General features: G+C 75.2%; 14 protein-coding genes. 9 read left to right on the forward strand and 5 right to left on the reverse strand.

Going from position 1 to position 16,930, the window contains the following annotated elements:
• Positions 1 to 24 precede the first annotated feature (24 nt).
• Positions 25 to 999: an ATPase BagA gene (gene bagA / locus GA0070603_RS21330; protein WP_091316913.1), complete on the reverse strand. Its 975-nt coding sequence runs from the start codon at positions 997 to 999 to the stop codon at positions 25 to 27.
• Positions 1,000 to 1,025: 26 nt separating this feature from the next.
• Positions 1,026 to 1,613, reverse strand: a complete 588-nt coding sequence (locus GA0070603_RS21335; protein WP_091316916.1) for an Rv0361 family membrane protein — start codon at positions 1,611 to 1,613, stop codon at positions 1,026 to 1,028.
• 345 nt (positions 1,614 to 1,958) lie between these two features.
• On the opposite strand from GA0070603_RS21335, the gene GA0070603_RS21340 reads away from it, so the two are divergent.
• The 7 genes from GA0070603_RS21340 to GA0070603_RS21370 all read left to right on the forward strand — a co-directional run bounded on the left by GA0070603_RS21340 (position 1,959) and on the right by GA0070603_RS21370 (position 9,760).
• Positions 1,959 to 2,408 carry a hypothetical protein gene (locus GA0070603_RS21340; RefSeq protein ID WP_091316919.1) on the forward strand — a complete coding sequence of 150 codons (450 nt, stop codon included), beginning with the start codon at positions 1,959 to 1,961 and terminating at the stop codon, positions 2,406 to 2,408.
• A gap of 62 nt (positions 2,409 to 2,470) precedes the next feature.
• On the forward strand, positions 2,471 to 2,635 hold the full coding sequence (gene sp36 / locus GA0070603_RS21345; protein ID WP_091316921.1) for a Sp36 family protein: 165 nt from the start codon (positions 2,471 to 2,473) through the stop codon (positions 2,633 to 2,635).
• On the forward strand, positions 2,632 to 3,093 hold the full coding sequence (locus GA0070603_RS21350) for a RidA family protein (RefSeq protein WP_091316923.1): 462 nt from the start codon (positions 2,632 to 2,634) through the stop codon (positions 3,091 to 3,093). Before sp36 ends, GA0070603_RS21350 begins: the two co-directional genes overlap by 4 nt.
• A gap of 118 nt (positions 3,094 to 3,211) precedes the next feature.
• Positions 3,212 to 4,042, forward strand: a complete 831-nt coding sequence (locus GA0070603_RS21355; protein WP_091316926.1) for an MBL fold metallo-hydrolase — start codon at positions 3,212 to 3,214, stop codon at positions 4,040 to 4,042.
• Complete coding sequence (locus GA0070603_RS21360) at positions 4,039 to 7,620, forward strand: adenylate/guanylate cyclase domain-containing protein (protein ID WP_091316929.1); 3,582 nt, start codon at positions 4,039 to 4,041, stop codon at positions 7,618 to 7,620. Before GA0070603_RS21355 ends, GA0070603_RS21360 begins: the two co-directional genes overlap by 4 nt.
• Before the next feature lie 106 nt (positions 7,621 to 7,726).
• Positions 7,727 to 8,209, forward strand: a complete 483-nt coding sequence (locus GA0070603_RS21365; RefSeq protein ID WP_091316932.1) for a hypothetical protein — start codon at positions 7,727 to 7,729, stop codon at positions 8,207 to 8,209.
• 30 nt (positions 8,210 to 8,239) lie between these two features.
• Positions 8,240 to 9,760 carry a serine/threonine-protein kinase gene (locus tag GA0070603_RS21370; RefSeq protein ID WP_091316935.1) on the forward strand — a complete coding sequence of 507 codons (1,521 nt, stop codon included), beginning with the start codon at positions 8,240 to 8,242 and terminating at the stop codon, positions 9,758 to 9,760.
• On the opposite strand, the gene GA0070603_RS21375 is transcribed toward GA0070603_RS21370, so the two are convergent.
• Positions 9,747 to 10,211 (reverse strand): hypothetical protein, encoded by a 465-nt coding sequence (locus GA0070603_RS21375; protein WP_091316938.1) that lies wholly within the window; start codon positions 10,209 to 10,211, stop codon positions 9,747 to 9,749. The genes GA0070603_RS21370 and GA0070603_RS21375 overlap by 14 nt on opposite strands.
• Positions 10,212 to 10,464: 253 nt before the next feature.
• On the opposite strand from GA0070603_RS21375, the gene GA0070603_RS21380 reads away from it, so the two are divergent.
• Both GA0070603_RS21380 and GA0070603_RS21385 read left to right on the forward strand, forming a co-directional pair.
• Complete coding sequence (locus GA0070603_RS21380) at positions 10,465 to 12,249, forward strand: alpha/beta hydrolase (RefSeq protein ID WP_091316941.1); 1,785 nt, start codon at positions 10,465 to 10,467, stop codon at positions 12,247 to 12,249.
• 223 nt (positions 12,250 to 12,472) lie between these two features.
• Positions 12,473 to 13,702, forward strand: coding sequence for a GH25 family lysozyme (locus tag GA0070603_RS21385; RefSeq protein ID WP_091316944.1), 1,230 nt, complete (start codon positions 12,473 to 12,475; stop codon positions 13,700 to 13,702).
• A gap of 53 nt (positions 13,703 to 13,755) precedes the next feature.
• Here the strand turns inward: GA0070603_RS21385 and GA0070603_RS21390 are convergent, their stop codons facing one another.
• Complete coding sequence (locus tag GA0070603_RS21390; protein WP_091316946.1) at positions 13,756 to 14,919, reverse strand: acyl-CoA dehydrogenase family protein; 1,164 nt, start codon at positions 14,917 to 14,919, stop codon at positions 13,756 to 13,758.
• A complete protein-coding gene (locus GA0070603_RS32400) occupies positions 14,916 to 16,925 on the reverse strand; it encodes an acetyl/propionyl/methylcrotonyl-CoA carboxylase subunit alpha (protein ID WP_091316949.1) in 2,010 nt (669 codons plus the stop codon). Before GA0070603_RS32400 ends, GA0070603_RS21390 begins: the two co-directional genes overlap by 4 nt.
• Between the last annotated feature and the right edge of the window lie 5 nt (positions 16,926 to 16,930).

Below are 16,930 nucleotides of genomic sequence, written 5' to 3' on the forward strand. Positions count from 1 at the left end.
CTCCGTGCCGGCCGCAGGTGTGAGTCAATCCGCCCGGACGAGCGTCTCCGCCAGCGTCTCGAGCCCCGCCCGGTCGACCCCGGCGGGCAGCAGCGGCACCTCGGTCAGGGGCAGGCCAAGCTCCACCAGGTCGGCGCGGAGCGAATCCTCCAGCTCCCGGCGTACGTGCTGGTCGCGGGCCTCGGCGGCGAGGCCGGACACGGTCCGGGCGTCGGTCGGCAGGCCGGCGGCGGCCAGCCCGCGCTTCAGCTCGGCGGCGGTCACCGGGCCGCCGGCCGGCACCGGGGGACGGGCCGCGTTGACGATCACCCGGCCGACCGGGAAGCCGAGCTTGGTCAGCTCGGCGATCGCGTCGACGGTCTCCTGGACCGGCATCTCCTCCAGCAGCGTGACCACGTGCACGGCGGTCATCGGCGAACGGAGCAGCGCGGAGACCCCCTCGCTCTGGGTCTTGATGGGGCCCACCTTGGCCAGCCGCGCGGTCTCCGCGGTGACGTTGAGGAAGCGGCCGATCCGCCCGGTCGGTGGCGCGTCCAGCACCACCGCGTCGTACACCCGGCGTTGCCCGCTGGTCCGGGTGGTCGCCTCCTTGACCTTGCCGGTGAGCAGCACGTCCCGCAGGCCCGGTGCGATGGTGGTGGCGAAGTCGATGGCGCCGAGCTTGCGCAGCGCCCGCCCGGCGGCGCCGAGCTTGTAGAACATGTCCAGGTACTCGAGGAGCGCCTCCTCGGCGTCCACCGCCAGGGCGCGCACCTCGCCGCCGCCCGGCGCGTCGGCCAGGTGCCGCTCCTCGTAGGGCAGCGGGTCGGTGCCGAAGAGCTGGGCGATGCCCTGCCGCCCTTCCACCTCGACCAGCAGGGTGCGCCGGCCGCCGGCGGCCAGCCCGAGGGCCAGCGCCGCCGCCACGCTGGTCTTGCCCGTGCCGCCCTTGCCGGTCACCACGTGCAGGCGGGCCGGCCATCTGCCGGCGGACTCGGCCGGCTGCTCAGTCGCTGCCACCCGTCGAGCCTATCCAGCCGCCGGGGTCAGGCGACCTCGCAGACCCACCAACCCGTCTTCCGCACCACGGTGAAGCGCAGCTCCTGGTCGGCCACCTTCTCGTCGGCGGTGGTCATGGTGACCTTCGTGCTGACCGTGGCCCGGTCCCCGGTCTGGTTGTCCACCTTCGGGCTGGTCCACCGGAACCGCGGGTTCTGGTACTGCCCGGCGTACTTCCGCACCTCGTCGACCTTGGCGGCGATCTTGTCGTCGTCGCGGGACGCGGAGCAGACGAACGTGGCCGCCTTGCGGGCGTCGCGGTCCTGGTAGACCGCGGTGAGGAAGCCGTCGACGGCGACCGTCGGCTCCTTGGCGCCCTGGCCGTCCTCGGCCTGGCGCAGGGTGAGGAACGCGGCCGTGCCGCCGCCACCGCAGAGGAGGATCGCCGCGCCCAGCACGATCGAGGCGATCAGCAGGCCGCGCCGCTTCTTCGGCGCGGCCGGCTGCGGGTACGGCGGGTAGCCGGGCGCCGGCGGAGGCACGGCACCGGGGGCCGGCGTGGCGCCGGCGGGCGGCTCCTGGTGGGCGGGGCCTCCGGGCGAGCCGGCGGCGCCACCGATGGGCGGTTGGGTCATGTGCTCCCCCGAGTGCCTGGCGCGCCGTCGCCGCCCCAGGCGACGGACACGTGATCGAGCGTGGCGGGCGAACGCGGGCGCTCGTCCAGACCGGAAGGGTAGCGGTCGGCCGGCGTCTTGCCAGCCCCGCGTCCGCCGCGCCGCGCCACACCGGACGTGAGGTCGCCGTCGCATTCCGGATCGACAATGTGTCGCATATGTGACTGAAGGTGACCAGCCGTGCGCGTCCCGTTGCCGGGACTCCGCGCAGGTCCTACGTTCGTCGCGACGCGGGGGCCGGACCGGGCAGGGGTTCCGAGCCGGATGGTGGTGACTGTGAACAGGTACGAGGCCCGGAGGCAGCGGATGCGCGACGCGGAGAACATTCCCCGAGCCCAGTTCTCCCCCGGTGAGCGGGCGGGACGGCCCGGCGACGCCGAGGGGCCCGGCACGGGAGTGCCGTTCAACGAGCGGTCCTACCGGCCGCCGATCGAGGTGCTCCGCACCCTGGTCCGGCCCGGCGGGCGGGGCCGGGACGAGGACGAGCCCGGCTACGTCATCCACCTGCCGGTCCGGGTCCCCGACCTGGCGGCGGCCACCGCGCTCGCCGGCACCGTGGCCACCTCGCTGGGCTTCCTCAGCGAACTCGACGCCGGCGAGACCACCGTCTCCACTGCCGACGACCAGAACAACCGGCACCGGGTCTTCTGCGACCTGCTGCTGCCCGACCGCACCCGGTGCCCCCAGCGGTACGACCACGAGGGCCCCTGCGGCGAGCCGCCCGGTACGCCCGAGCAGCGTCCCGGGTCCCCGTAGGAGCGCCGGACCGTAGGCTGTGCCTGACCGCAGTCCATGCCAGGCAAGGGAGCCTTGACTCGATGCAGAAGTGGGAATACGCCACGGTCCCGTTGCTGGTCCACGCGACCAAGCAGATCCTCGACAACTGGGGCGAGGACGGCTGGGAGCTGGTCTCCGTGGTTCCCGGCCCGAACCCGGAGCAGCTCGTCGCCTACCTGAAGCGCCCGAAGGGTGCCGGCGCATGAGCAACGGACCGCACGCGAAGCTCGCGGAACTCGGCCTGACCCTGCCCGAGGTGGCGGCGCCGCTGGCCAGCTACGTGCCGGCCGTCCAGTCCGGGCAGCACGTCTACGTCTCCGGCCAGCTCCCGCTCGCCGAGGGCAAGCTGCTGGCCACCGGCAAGGTCGGCAACGGCGTCTCCGCCGAGCAGGCGAAGGACCTGGCGCAGCGGTGCGCGCTGAACGCGCTCGCCGCCGTCGACTCGCTGGTCGGCCTGGAGAACGTCGTCAAGATCGTGAAGCTGACCGGTTTCGTGGCGAGCGCGCCCGGCTTCACCGGCCAGCCCGGCGTGGTCAACGGCGCCTCCGAGCTGTTCGGCGCCGTCTTCGGCGAGGCCGGCCGGCACGCCCGCAGCGCGGTGGGCGTGGCCGAACTGCCCCTCGACGCCCCCGTCGAGGTCGAGGTCATCGTCGAGGTGGCCTGACGCTCCGCACCCGCGATCTTGCGGACGCCGTACGGGCAGACAGCCCGCAGGGGGACATAACACCTGGCGGAGCCGCAAGATCGCGGGGAGTGGCGGGCGGGGTCGTACGATCGCTGCCATGGGTGGGCGTGTGACCGGAGCCGCAGCGGCGCTCGCGGACGAGCTGCCGGAGTGGGTGACGCTGGTGCGTGCCCCCAACCCGGGGCCGATGACGCTCGACGGCACGAACAGCTGGGTGCTGCGCGCCCCGGGCGCGTCGCACGCCGTGGTGGTCGACCCCGGCCCGGCCGACGAGGAGCACCTGGCCGCGCTCACCGCGCACGGCCCGGTCGGCTTCGTGCTGATCACCCACGGCCACGCCGACCACACCGAGGGCGCGCCCCGGCTCAGCGCGCTGCTCGGCGGCGCGCCGGTCCTCGCCGTCGACCCGGCGCACACCGTGGGCGGGGCACCGCTGACCGCGGACACCGCGCTCGACGCCGGTCTGGAGATCCGCCCGCTGACCACCCCCGGGCACACCGCCGACTCGGTCTGCTTCCTGGTGGGGCACGGCGACGAGCGGGTCGTGCTCACCGGCGACACGATCCTGGGGCGGGGCACCACCGTGGTCGCCCACCCGGACGGGCACCTCGGCGACTACCTGTCGAGCCTGGAACTGCTCAGCACGTACCGGGGGATCCCGGCGCTGCCGGGGCACGGCCCGGCGCTCGCCGACTGCGGCGCGGCGGCCGAGTTCTACCTGGCCCACCGGCGCGCCCGGCTCGACCAGGTCCGGGCGGCGGTCGCCGCCGGCGCGACCACCGCGCCCGAGGTGGTCGAGCGGGTCTACGCGGACGTCGACCGGTCGCTGTGGTGGGCGGCCGAATGGTCGGTCCGGGCCCAGTTGGAGTACCTCGGCGTGACCGCCCGGGAATCCGGCGCCGGGGGTGCGGAGTTGGAGCAACCGTGACCTGCCCGGTGTGTGGCACCGTCGCCGTACCCGGCGCGCGGTTCTGCCACAACTGCGGGGCCGCGCTGCCGGCCGCCGCCACGCTGCCCGCCGCCGAGCGGCGGGTGGTCACCGTGCTCTTCGGTGACCTCTCCGACTTCACCTCCTGGTCCGAGGACCTCGACCCGGAACGGGTCGGTGCGGTCACCGACCGGGTGCTGGCCGCCCTGGCCGGCGCGGTCAAGACCTTCGGCGGGCACGTCGACAAGCTCACCGGCGACGGGATCATGGCGGTCTTCGGCGCGCCGGTGGCGCACGAGGACGACGCCGAGCGGGCCGTCCGGGCCGCGCTCTCCATGCAGCGGGCGGTCCGCCGGGTGCTCGACGACGAGCGGGGCGGCGGCGCGCCGCTCGGCCTGCGCGTCGGGCTGAACACCGGCGACGTGATCGCCGGCATCCAGGCCGCCATCGAGTACACGGTCATCGGCGACACGGTGAACACGGCCGCCCGGCTCGCCGACGCCGCCGCCGTGGGCGCGGTCTACGCCGGGGCGCGCACCTCCGCCGCCACCCGGCACGTCGCCTCCTGGCGGGCCCTGCGCCCGCTGCGGCTCAAGGGCAAGCGCGAGCCGGTCGAGGCGTACGAGCTGCTCGGCCTGCTGGACGCGCCGGGCACCCGGTCCGGCCTCGGCGACGAGGCGCCCTTCGTGGGCCGCGAGACCGAGATCGGCCGGGTCGCCGGCCGGCTCGCCGAGGTGATCGACCGGAGCGAGCCGCGGGTGCTGCTGATGACCGCCGAGGCGGGGATCGGCAAGTCCCGGTTCGCCGCCGAGGTGGAGCGCCTCGCCGCGGGCTACGACGTCGGCGCCGGCCGGTACGCCGCGCACACCGGCGCGCGGGTGCTCTCCGTCCGCTGCGCCGCGTTCGGCGAGCGGCGCCGGCTCGCCCCCCTCGCCGACCTGGTCCGGGCGGCGGTCGGCCTGCCCAGCGACGCCGCCACGGCGCTCACCCGGCCGGCCGTCGAGGAGCGGCTGCGCCGCCTCGGGCAGCGCCTCGGCCGGCTCCCCGGCGACACGCCCCCGCTGGCCGTGGAGCAGCTTCTGGCCCTGCTCGGGTACGCCGAACTCCCCGCCGCCGCCGAGAACGGCGAGTGGAACGCGGCCTCCCCGCCGCCGGACGCCGAGGCGGTGCCAAACGCGGTCGCCGACCTGCTCAGCGCGCTCGCCGTCGAGGCGCCGCTCGTCGTGGTCGTGGACGACCTGCACGACGCCACCGCCGAGACCATCAACGCGCTCGGCCTCACGCTCTCCCGGCTCAGCGGCCCGGTGCTGGTGCTGCTGCTCGGCCGGCCCGAGCTGGTGCGGACCGCCGGCGCCCTGACCCGGGTCGCGGACGCCGAGGTGCACGCGTTGCCCCCGCTGCGCGGCGCCGACGCCTCCCGGCTGCTCACCAGCTACCTGAGCGGCGGCAAGCTGTCGCCGGCCGACGCGGACCGGCTGCTCGCCACCGCCCAGGGCAACCCGTTCTACCTGGCCGAGCTGGTCACCCTGCTCATGGAGCGCGGGGCCCTGACCGCCGGCCCGGGGCGGGACGCCAACGTCGGCTGGCGGCTGGCGCCCGGCTCGCTGGGCAGCCGGCTGCTCTCCCGGGACCTGGCGGCCGTGCTCGCCGCGCGTATCGACGCGCTGCCGCCGGACGCCCGCTCGGTGCTGCGGGACGCCGCGGTGGTCGGCGACACGGTGCCCGGCGGCACGCTGGAGGCGCTCCGCGAGCAGCGCGTCGGGCGGGACGGCCGGCCGGCCGCGGTGGCCGCGGTCGAGCTGGACCGGGCCGTGGAGGAGCTGCTGCAACGCCGGATGCTGCATCGCACCCGCACCGGGTTCGCCTTCGCCACCCCGCTCATGCGGGAGGCCGCGTACGCCGGGGTGAGCAAGGCGGAGCTGGCCGACCGGCACGCCGCCCTGGCCCGCTGGGCCGCCCCGGAGAGCGCCGACGGCACCACCACGCCGCCGGGCGGGTTCACCGAGGCCGCCCGGGACGACTTCGTCGCCGAGCACGTCGAGCGGGCCGCCGCGCTCGCCGACGCGGTCAAGCTCCGCCCGGACGCGCCGGCCCGGGCCGTGGTCCCGCTGGGCGTGGCCGCGCTGGGCCGGGCCGCCCGCCGCGCGCTGCGGTCGGGGGAGCCGGCGCTGGCCGTCGAGTACGCCGAACGCGCCGCCGAACTGGCCCGTGACGGGGTGCCGCTGGCCGACCGGGTGGTGCACGCCCGGGCGCTGCTCCAGATCGGCCGCCCGACCGACGCGCTCGCCTTCGCCGAGAAGATCGCCGCCAACGCCGGCGACGCGGCGGCCACCCGCACCAGCGCCCTGCTGCTGGCCGGGCAGGCCCACCAGACGCTGGGCGACGCCGCCCGGGCCGAGCGGAGCTGGCAGGAGGCGTTGCAGGTGGCGACGGCCGCCAACCTGCCGACCCTGCGCGCCTCGGCGATGCGCCGGCTCGGCATGGCCGACTTCATCGCCGGCCGGCTGGGCCAGGCGAGCAGCCGGCTCGCCGCCTCCTACCAGGTCAGCCTCGCCGCCAAGGATCCGCGCGGGCAGGCCTGGTCGTTGCAGAACCTGGCCTGGGTGACCACCACACGGGGCGACTTCGCCGGCACCGACGCGGTGCTCGGCCGGGCCGCCCGGCTCTTCGCCGAGCTGAAGGACCCGTACGGGCGGGCCTGGCTGCGTGGCACCACCGCGTTCGCCCGGCTGCTCGCCGGCCGGCTGCGCGAGGCGTGCCGGATGGCGCAGGTGTTCCTGCCGTTCGGCGAGCGGGTCGGCGAGGCGTGGGCCGTGGGCACGCTCCGCGCCGTCGAGGCGTACGCCACCGCCGAGCTGGGTGAGCTGGCCGAGGCGGACCGCGCGGCGCGCCGGGCGTACCGGGAGTTCGCCGAGGTCGGCGACGACTGGGGGCAGGGCTTCGCGCTTGTCGTGCGCGGGGTGGTGGCGCGCGGGCTGGGCGAGCCGGAGCACGCCGCCGACCTGCTCACCGACGCCCTCGCGTACGCGGATCGCACCGCGCACCCGCTGCTCACCGGGATGGCCGGGACGCTGCGCGGCTTCGTGGCGCTGGACATGGGCGACGCCGGGACCGCCGAGCGGGAGGCCCGGTCGGTGCTGACCACTGTGGAGCCGCACAACCCGCAGGCCCCGGCCCAGGTGGGGCCGCGGGTGCTGCTCGCCATGGCCCGGCTCGCCGCCGGCGACTCGGCGACCGCCGTGGGGCTGCTCGCCCCGGTGGCGACCGCCGCCGCCAACACGCCGTCGCTGCTGTTCTCCCGCCGGCAGACCATGGCCCGGTACGCGTCCGCGCTGCTCGCCCATGGCCAGCGGGAGCAGGCGCTGGACTGGGCGCAGCGGGCGGTGTCCGCCCCGGCGGAGGACGTGCGCAGCCAGGTCGTCGCCCGGATGGTGCTGGCCGAGGCGTTCTCCGCGTGCGGCCGTCCGGCCGAGGCGCTGGCCAGCGCCGAGGAGGCGGTGCGGCTCGCGTACGCCACCGAGCAGCGCAGTGAACGGGCGGTCGCCGACACGCTCCGCGACCGCCTCGCCGGGCACTGATCCCGCCCCCAGTTCTGCCGGTTCCGGGGATGTCTCCGTCGGAGGGGGCGGTTAGCGTGGGGGCGAGGGCCGTCCGCGTCGACGGCCGCGGGTTGGGGAGGAACGGATGAGGCTGCCGCGCTCCGGCGCCGGCTGGACGATCGCGGTCTTCGGGCTCCTGGCGCTGCTGCTCGGCGCCCTGGGCCTGATCTGGCCGGAGACGCAGCTGCGCCTGCTCGGCTTCGAGGTGCCGGCCGAACGCGCGCCCGGCGACTACACCGGCACGTTCCTCACCGCGTCCTCGATGGCCTCGTTCAACATGGGGGTCTACTACCTGCTCGCGGTGGCCACCGAGTGGCGGCCGTTCTACCGGTTCACCGTCTGGTTCCGCCTGGTCACCTTCACCGTCTTCAGCATCGCGGTGCTCTCCGACGTCGCGCCGGACCGGTTCTTCGGGGTGGCCGCCTGGGAGGGCCTGGGCGCGGTCGCGACCGCCGTGGGCCTGTGGTGGGACGCCCGCCGGGCGGCCACCGGGCCGGCCGGGCCGGGTGCGGCGGACGACGGCGTCGCGGGCCCGGGCGCGGTGCCGGCGACCGACGCGGTGCACTGAGCGACCGGAACAGTTGGGTATTTTCGAGCCGTGACCGAGACCCCGCCCGGCGCCCTGCGGCTGCCCATCGTGCCCGGTCTGACCGACCTGGAGGTCTTCGCCCGGGGCGGTTACGCCACCGTCTACCGGGCCACCCAGATCTCGGTGGGGCGCGAGGTCGCCGTCAAGGTGGAGAACCGCACGCTGGCCAGCGAGCGGGACCAGGCGCGCTTCCTGCGTGAGGCGCGGGCCGCCGGCAAGATGTCCTCCCATCCGCACGTGGTGGACCTCTTCGACGTCGGGGTCACCGTCGACCAGCACCCCTACCTGATCATGGAGCTCTGCGACGGCTCGTACGCGGAGCGGATGCGCCGGAGCCCGTTGGGCGCCGTGGAGGCCCGCGACCTCGGCGTGAAGATCGCCGACGCGCTGGCCCACTCGCACGCGGCCGGGGTGCTGCACCGGGACGTGAAGCCGGCCAACATCCTCTACTCGCACTTCAACCCGGCGGTGCTGGCCGACTTCGGGCTGGCGGTGCTGGCCGAGGTGCGCGACGCCTCGGTCACCCTGGAGGTGCTCACCCCGGCGTACGCGCCGCCGGAGATGTTCAGCCACAGCCCGCCCAGCCCGGCCGTCGACGTCTACGCGCTCTGCGCCACCCTCTACGCGGTGATGCACGGCCGGCCGCCGCGCTGGCAGTCCGAGCGCAACCCGAGCCTGGTCACCGTGCTGGAGATGTTCCAGCAGCCGATCCCCGGCCTGCCCGGCGTGCCCGACGAGCTGATCGACGTGCTGCGGCTGGGCATGGCGAACGACCCGGGCGAGCGCCCCTCCGCGGTCGAGCTGCGCGGCCTGCTCGCGTCGCTCCCGCTGGACCCGGGCGCCGCACCGGTGAGTGGCGCGCCCTACCCGGGGGCCCCGGTCAGCGGCGGTCCGACCACCGGCGGCCACCCGCTGACCCGCAGCGGCCAGCCGAGCCCGCGTCCGCCGTCCGAGGACACCCATCCGACCGTGCCGACCCGCGGCCGGCGCTGGCCGCGCCGGTGGTTCCTCGGCGGCGCGGGGGTGCTCGCGCTCGCCGCCTCGGCCAGCGCCGGGGCCTGGCTCGCCGGCGGTGCGCCGCCCGTGGTGTCGCCGACTCCGGTGGCCAGCGGTGCGGTCCAGCCCTCCGGGGCGAAGGTGCTGCCCGGCTGTGCGGCCGGCGACGTCCGGCTGCCGGCGGGCGCCCACTGCGCGTCCGAACTGGAGTGTTACGGCCCGGTCCGGCTGCGCCGCGACCGGGCCGAGGCGACCCGGGTGCCCTGCGACGGCCGGCACACCTGGGAGACCTACGCGGAGGGTGACCTGCCGGCCGCGCTCGCCGGGGCGGGCCACGACGCGGTTGTCGCCGACCCGACCGTCCAGCAGGTCTGCAACGTCAGCACGTTCCGGCTGGCCAGCGGCATCCGGCAGGCGACCGGCTGGAACCTGGAGGTCCTGCCGCCGGCCGGCACCGAGCTGGACCGCACCTACCGGTGCCTGGCGGGTCGGGGCGTGGACGCGCTCGCCGTGCCCACCCTCACCGGTCGCTGACGCCGTTCGCCGCCCGCTGTTCCCGCACGGCCCGGGGGTCGAGCGTGGCCAGGGTGTCGGCGTCCACCGGGTAGGCGCCGCCGGACGCCCGCAGGTCGCGGACCGCCCGCGGGTCGAGCGTCTCCAGGGTGTCGGCGTCGCCGGCGTAGCCGCCGGTGGGCGTGCGGAGCTGCCGCACGGCCCGGGGGTCGATCGCCTCCAGGGTGTCGGCGTCCACTCCGTACCCGGGGGCCGGCCACTCCTCGGCCGGGGCGTCGGCGCGGGGCGGGGCCTGGCGGGCGGCGGTCACCGTCACCCCGGCGACCATGCCGAGCAGGACACAGATCAGGGCCAGCACCACCGACAGGATGCCGGCGGGGCGCCACACCACCAACGTGACGAGCGCCGCGACCGCCGCCAGCGATGCGACGGCGGCCTTGACCCGCGCATCGGGCTTCGGGAACGAACTCACCCGACAAGCATGGCCCAGCGCGTCGACCTGTCAACCGCCGGGCCGGGACGGCTTCCCGTCAGAAGCGTTCCCGCGGGCGTCACCCTCCCACCTGGAGGGCCAAAAGCGTCGATCAAGAAAAATTCGTTACATCAATCGGCAATCTGTCGCTTCTGCCCGCGTTTGACGGGCGGCTCCAGTGGGCCTTGATCCCTAAAGTGACGGGGGTCGAGGTCTCCTCGACGGACCCCGTTCCCCACCGGAAGGCAGCCACATGCCACATGCAATCCGGTCCCTCACCGCAACAGGGATCGCCGGCATCGTCCTCGCCGGATCGGCGTTCACGCCCGCCGCGGCCGCGGCGCGCACGCCGCAGCCGGCGACGCACGACCGGACCAGCGCCGCCGAGGCGCGCCGTGTCGACCGCGTGCCGACGCCGAAGCTCGACTGGTACGCCTGCTACGACTACGCCGAGTGCGCCACGGTCCGGCTCCCGCTGGACTACGACAGCCCGAAGGGCGCCACCACCGAGGTGGCGGTGCTCCGGGTCAAGGCCCGCGACCAGAAGCACAGGATCGGCAGCCTGTTCCTCAACCCGGGCGGCCCGGGCGGCTCCGGCACCAGCATCGCGCTCGCCGCGCCCTACTTCCTCGGCGACGACCTGCTCGACCGCTTCGACATCGTCGGCGTCGACCCGCGCGGCGTCGCCGCCAGCGACAACGTCAAGTGCTTCCCGTCCGTGAAGGACCAGACCCGGGCGTACGCCGGGCTGAACGTCGCCTTCCCGTACACGAAGGCCGAGGAGAAGGCGTACGTCGCGGCGTCCAAGGCGGTCGGCAGGGGCTGCTCGACCACGGGTAGGCCGCTCACCGGCGCGGCGTCCACCGCCGAGGTGGCCCGCGACATGGACGTGCTGCGCCGCGCGGTCGGCGACAAGAAGCTCAGCTACCTCGGCTTCAGCTACGGCACCGCGCTGGGGCAGTACTACGCGAACATGTTCCCGGACCGGTTCCGCGCCCTCGTGGTCGACGGCGTGCTCAACCCGAACGCCTGGGTCGGCCAGGGCAAGGCCCGCAACCAGCTCCAGGAGACCCGGCTGCGCAGCGCCGACGGCGCGTACCGCGCGCTGCACGAGATCCTGGTCCGGTGCGCCAAGGCCGGCGCGGAGAAGTGCGCGCTGGCGTCCGGCGGTGACCCGGTCGCCGCGTACGAGACGGTCGCGCAGCGGCTGCGCAAGAAGCCCCTGGTCGTGGACGACCCGGACCTCGGGCAGTTCACCGTGAGCTACGCCGACTTCGTCAGCGCCACGCTCGGCAACCTGTACGACCCGAACGGCTGGCAGTACATCGTGGAGCTCACCGGTGAGCTGCTGGTGCTGACCGACCCGGCCGCGGCGGCGCCGGCCCGGGCGCAGGCGCGCACCGCTGTGGCCCGCCGCGCCGCCCAGGCCCACCAGCAGCGCGGGTACGACTTCCCGTACGACAACGGGCTGGAGACGTTCCTGACGGTGGACTGCACCGACGCGTACCACCCGAAGAGCGCGGACGCCTGGCCGGCCCTGTCGGCCAGGGAGGACAAGCGGGCGCCGTACTTCGGCCGGGCCTGGGCGTGGGGCACCGCTCCCTGCGCCCGCAACACCTGGACCGTGCGCGACGAGGACGCCTGGACCGGCCCGTTCGACCGGACCACCGCCGCTCCGGTGCTGGTGGTCGGCAACTACTGGGACCCGGCGACCAACTACCAGGGTGCGGTCAGCTCGGCCCGGCTGCTGCCGAACAGCCGGCTGCTGAGCAGCGACAGCTGGGGGCACACCGCCTACGGCACCTCGGCCTGCGTGACCGGCGCGGTCGACGCGTACCTGCTCAAGGGGACGCTGCCGGCCAAGGGCACGCTCTGCACCGGTGACGCCCAGCCGTTCCAGGACGAGCCGGAGACCACCCGGGCGGCGGCGTCGAAGAGCGACCTGGCCCGGGCCGGCGAGCCCGGCCGTGGTGAGCCGAAGCGGCTGCCGCCGGTGGTCGCGCCGCTGCCGGCGGTCGGCACGCTGACCGTCCGCTGACGGACCCCCGGGGTACGGCGGGTGATCGGGCATCCGCCGTACCCCGGGCCCCGGGCGACGCGGCCGGTCGGGGCACCACGCAGGCGGTTCGGCGGGTTAGAGTACGGCCGCGCCCTGCTCCCGCCGATTCCCCGGCCCGAGTGCGAGGGCGTTCCGCCGCCGTGATCCGCCTGCTCGGCGACCGGCGGTCCTCGACTTCCCGACTGAGGAGATCTCGACCTCCATGTCAAGAAGATGGATCTCTGTTCTGCTGTCCGCCGGGCTCGCGCTCGGCGCACTCGGCATGTCCCAGCCGGCCGGCGCCGCCGACGCCGCTCCGGACGGCGGTGGCCACGCGAACGCGGGCGTCAAGCCGGGCGCCCGCGTCACCTCGGCCACCACGAGCGCCACCATTCCGGCCGGCTACACGATCCGCGGGATCGACGTCTCCAGCCACGACCACAACCTCGGCGCCATCGACTGGCCGGGCGTGGCGGCCGACGGCTACAAGTTCGCGTACGTGAAGGCCACCGAGGGGCAGACGTACCGCAATCCCTACTTCGCCGCGGACTACGCGGCGGCCAAGGCCGCCGGCCTGCTCGTGGGCGCCTACCACTTCGCCCGCCCGGACGGCCGCGACCCGGTCACCGAGGCGAACTTCTTCATCGACAACGCGCAGTTCGCCAAGGACAGCCAGACGCTCGTGCCCATGGTCGACATCGAGTGGCCCTACTGGAGCGGCGCGCCGACCTGCTACGGGCTGACCACCACGGAGATGTCCGCCTGGATCAAGTCCTTCACCGACCAGGTCAAGGCCCGCATCGGCCGGCCGGTGATGATCTACACGAACACCAACTACTGGAACCCGTGCACCGGCAACAACGCCACCTTCGGGGCCAACCCGCTGGACATCGCCGGCTACACCACGACCCGCCCGCCGCTGCCGGCGGGCTGGACGACCGAGACCATCTGGCAGTACGCCGCCGGCGATCCCAGCCAGCCCGGCAACTACAGCCAGAACGTGTTCAACGGCGACTACGCGGCCCTCACCCGGCTCACCGGCGCTCCGGCGCCCGCGGCGCCGATCGCCCTCCGCGCCCGGGTCAACAGCCGCTACGTGGTGGCCGAGAGCGCCGGCGCCAAGCCGCTCATCGCCAACCGCACCTCGGTCGGCCTGTGGGAGCAGTTCGACGTGGTCGACGCGGGCGGCGGGTTCGTCGCCCTCCGCTCGCGGGCCAACGGCCGGTACGTCGTGGCGGAGAACGGGGGCGCCAAGGCCCTGATCGCCAACCGCACGTCGATCGGCGCCTGGGAGAAGTTCACCGTCATCAACAACTCGGACGGCAGCATCAGCCTCCGGGCCAACGCCAACGGCAAGATCGTGGTGGCGGAGAACGCGGGCGCCCTGCCGCTCATCGCCAACCGGACCGCGATCGGGCCGTGGGAGAAGTTCGACAAGGTCGCCACCTCCTGAGCCCGCCGCCGTTGCCCGGTGCCCCGAGGAAGGGGCGCCGGGCAACGGCGCACTCAGTAGGACTTGTCCTGGCCCAGCACGTGCTGGGCGACGAAGTTGAGGATCATCTCGCGGCTGACCGGGGCGATCCGGCCGGCCCGGACAGCGCCGAGCAGGGTCGCCACGCCGTACTCCGTGGTCATGCCGGCGCCGCCCAGCGCCTGCACGGCGGTGTCCACGGCGAGGGCGGCGGCCTCGCCGGCCGCGTACTTGGCCATGTTGCCGGCGACGCCGGCCTCCAGGTCGCGGCCCGCGTCGTAGAGGGTGGCCGCCTTGTGGATCATCAGGCGGGCCAGTTCCACCTGCACCGCCGCGTGGGCGAGCGGGTGGGCGACGCCCTGGTGCGTGCCGATGCTCCGGCCGCCCCACACCTTCCGCGTGGCGGTGTACCCGCTGGCCCGCTCGATGGCGTACCGGCCGGTGCCGGCGCCCATGGCGGCGACCGTGATCCGCTCCGGGTTGAGGCCGGCGAACAGCGCCGGCAGCCCGGCGTCCAGCGACTCGCCGACCAGCGCGTCGGCGGGCAGCCGCACGTCGTCCAGGTAGAGCAGGAACTGGTTCTCCGGGGAGAGGATCTCCATGTCCAGCTTGGACTTCTCCAGGCCGGGCGCGTCGGTCGGCACGATGAACAGCGCCGGCTTCAGCTTGCCGGTCGCGGAGTCCTCGGTCCTTGCCACCACCAGCACGTGCCCGGCCTCGTCGACGCCGGAGATGTAGCACTTGCGGCCGGTGAGCAGCCAGTCGTCGCCGTCGCGGCGGGCCACCGTGCCGAGCCGGTGGAAGTTCGACCCGGCCTCCGGTTCGGTGATCGCGAAGACGATCTTCTGCGAGCCGTCGGCGAGGCCGGGCAGGTGCCGCTTGCGCTGCTCGTCGGTGCCGTGCTTGTTGATCACGGTGGCCGCGATGGCGGGCGAGACCACGAGCAGCAGCAGCGGGCAGCCGGCCGCGGCCAGCTCCTCGCAGACGATGGCCAGCTCGGTGATGCCGCCGCCCCCGCCGCCGTACTCCGTGGGGATGTTGACGCCCAGGTAGCCGAGCCGGCCGGCCTCCTGCCACAGCTCGGTGGTGTGCGCACCGGCCTTGGCCTTCTCGACGAAGTAGCCGTGGCCGTACTTCCGGCCCAGCGCCCGGACGGCGTCGCGGAGCTGGTCCTGCTCGGGGGTGAGGTCGAAGTTCATCGCGGGTCCTCCTCAGTGACCACGGCCAGCACGGCCCCGGTGTCGACCTGGCCGCCGGCCGGCACCGGCAGCTCCGCCACCACGCCGTCGGTCGGGGCGAGCACGGGGTGTTCGAGCTTCATCGCTTCGAGGGTCAGCAGCAGGTCGCCGGCGGTGACCCGCTGGCCGACCTCGACGTGCACCCGGGTCACCGCGCCGGGCAGCGGCGCGAGCAGCGACCCGGCGGCCAGCTCCGCGGTGGGCAGGGGGAAGCGCGGCAGCTCGGTGAGGCTCGCCGCCCCGTCCGGGCCGTCCACGAAGACCTCCGCACCCACCCGGTGTACGCGGAACGCCCGCCGCGTCCCGTCGACGTCGAGCACGACGCGGTCGGGAGCGGCCTCGACCACCGTCATGTCCGGCGGTCCGTCGCCGCCCGCCGCCGGCCCGTCCTGGGTGGTCGAGGCGGGGGCCGGCGACACCGACCAGTCGGCGAGCGTGCCCGTGCGGTCCAGCCGGTACCGGACCTCGATCTCGCCGTCCGGGCCGGCGAAGCGGGTGACCTGCGGGAAGGCCGGCACGTTCCGCCAGCCCGAGGGGAGCCCGCCCAGGACGGGCGCGGCCGCGCGACGCCCGGCGGCGCCCGCCAGCGCGGCGGCCAGGGCGACCAGGGGGAGCTGGTCGGCCGCCAGCAGCGGCGCGAAGACCTCCTCGTGCCGCTCCAGGAAGCTGGTGTCGGCCGCCGCCGCGCCGAACTCACGGCTGCGCAGCACCCGGACCAGCAGGTCCCGGTTGGTGGTCACGCCGTGCAGCTCGGCCCGGGCCAGCGCGCCGGCCAGGGCGCGGGCGGCCTCGGCCCGGGTGGGCGCCCAGGCGACCAGCTTGGCGAGCATCGAGTCGTAGTGGACGCTCACCGCCGAGCCGTCCACCACCCCGGAGTCCAGCCGCAGGCCCTTCGTCGGGGTGAACTCGCCGGCCACCCCCGGGATCGCGAAGCGGTGCAGGGTGCCGGTGGCCGGGCGGAAGCCCTGAGCCGGGTCCTCGGCGCAGAGCCGCACCTCGATGGCGTGGCCGTCGGCCGGCGGGGTGGCCGTCAGCGGCAGCGGTTCGCCCTCGGCGACCAGCAGTTGCAGCCGGACCAGGTCCCACCCGGTGACCGCCTCGGTGACCGGGTGCTCCACCTGGAGGCGGGTGTTCATCTCCAGGAAGTGGACCTCGCCGTCGGGCGCGAGCAGGAACTCGACGGTCCCGGCGCCGACGTAGTCCACCGCCCGGCCGGCGGCCACCGCCGCCTCGTGCAGCCGCGCCCGCACCTCCGGCGGCAGGACGCCCGGCGCCTCCTCGACGATCTTCTGGTGGCGGCGCTGGATCGAGCAGTCGCGCACCCCGAGGGCCACCACCGTGCCGTGCGTGTCGCCGAAGATCTGCACCTCGACGTGCCGGCCGCGCTCGACGTACCGCTCGATGAAGACCGTGCCGTCGCCGAACGCCGCGGCCGCCTCGCGGCGCGCGCCCGCCACGGCCTCGGCGAGCCCGGCGGCGTCGCGGACCACCCGCATGCCCCGCCCGCCGCCGCCCGCGGCGGCCTTGACCAGCACCGGGAAGCCCGTCACCTGGTCGGCCTCGGTCCAGGTCGGCAGCATGGGCACGCCCGCGTCGGCGAGCAGGGCCTTGGCCGCCATCTTGTCGCCCATGGCGGCTATCGCCTTGGCCGGCGGGCCGACCCAGGTCAGCCCGGCGTCGGTGACCGCCGCGGCGAAGTCGGCGTTCTCGGCCAGGAAGCCGTAGCCCGGGTGGACCGCGTCCGCGCCGGCCCGCCGGGCCGCGTCGAGGACGAGGTCGATGCGCAGGTACGTCTCGGCCGGCGTGTTGCCGGGCAGCCGGACGGCCAGGTCGGCCTCGGCCACGAAGGGCGCGTCCGCGTCCGCGTCGGAGTGCACGGCGACAGTCGTGACGCCGAGCGCCCGGCAGGTGGCGAAGATCCGGCGGGCGATCTCCCCGCGGTTGGCAACGAGCAGTTTTCGAATCATGTCCG

The organism is Micromonospora chersina (assembly GCF_900091475.1).
In the GTDB taxonomy this organism is placed as follows: domain Bacteria; phylum Actinomycetota; class Actinomycetes; order Mycobacteriales; family Micromonosporaceae; genus Micromonospora; species Micromonospora chersina.

What these genes read in the sequence shown, in the direction of transcription:
- GA0070603_RS21340 (WP_091316919.1), top strand. Translation starts at nt 1,959, where the DNA reads ATGCGCGACGCGGAGAACATTCCCCGAGCCCAGTTCTCCCCCGGTGAG.
- GA0070603_RS21390 (WP_091316946.1), bottom strand. Translation starts at nt 14,919, where the DNA reads ATGAACTTCGACCTCACCCCCGAGCAGGACCAGCTCCGCGACGCCGTC.
- GA0070603_RS21385 (WP_091316944.1), top strand. Translation starts at nt 12,473, where the DNA reads ATGTCAAGAAGATGGATCTCTGTTCTGCTGTCCGCCGGGCTCGCGCTC.
- GA0070603_RS32400 (WP_091316949.1), bottom strand. Translation starts at nt 16,925, where the DNA reads ATGATTCGAAAACTGCTCGTTGCCAACCGCGGGGAGATCGCCCGCCGG.
- GA0070603_RS21350 (WP_091316923.1), top strand. Translation starts at nt 2,632, where the DNA reads ATGAGCAACGGACCGCACGCGAAGCTCGCGGAACTCGGCCTGACCCTG.
- GA0070603_RS21365 (WP_091316932.1), top strand. Translation starts at nt 7,727, where the DNA reads ATGAGGCTGCCGCGCTCCGGCGCCGGCTGGACGATCGCGGTCTTCGGG.
- GA0070603_RS21335 (WP_091316916.1), bottom strand. Translation starts at nt 1,613, where the DNA reads ATGACCCAACCGCCCATCGGTGGCGCCGCCGGCTCGCCCGGAGGCCCC.
- GA0070603_RS21355 (WP_091316926.1), top strand. Translation starts at nt 3,212, where the DNA reads ATGGGTGGGCGTGTGACCGGAGCCGCAGCGGCGCTCGCGGACGAGCTG.
- sp36 (WP_091316921.1), top strand. Translation starts at nt 2,471, where the DNA reads ATGCAGAAGTGGGAATACGCCACGGTCCCGTTGCTGGTCCACGCGACC.
- GA0070603_RS21380 (WP_091316941.1), top strand. Translation starts at nt 10,465, where the DNA reads ATGCCACATGCAATCCGGTCCCTCACCGCAACAGGGATCGCCGGCATC.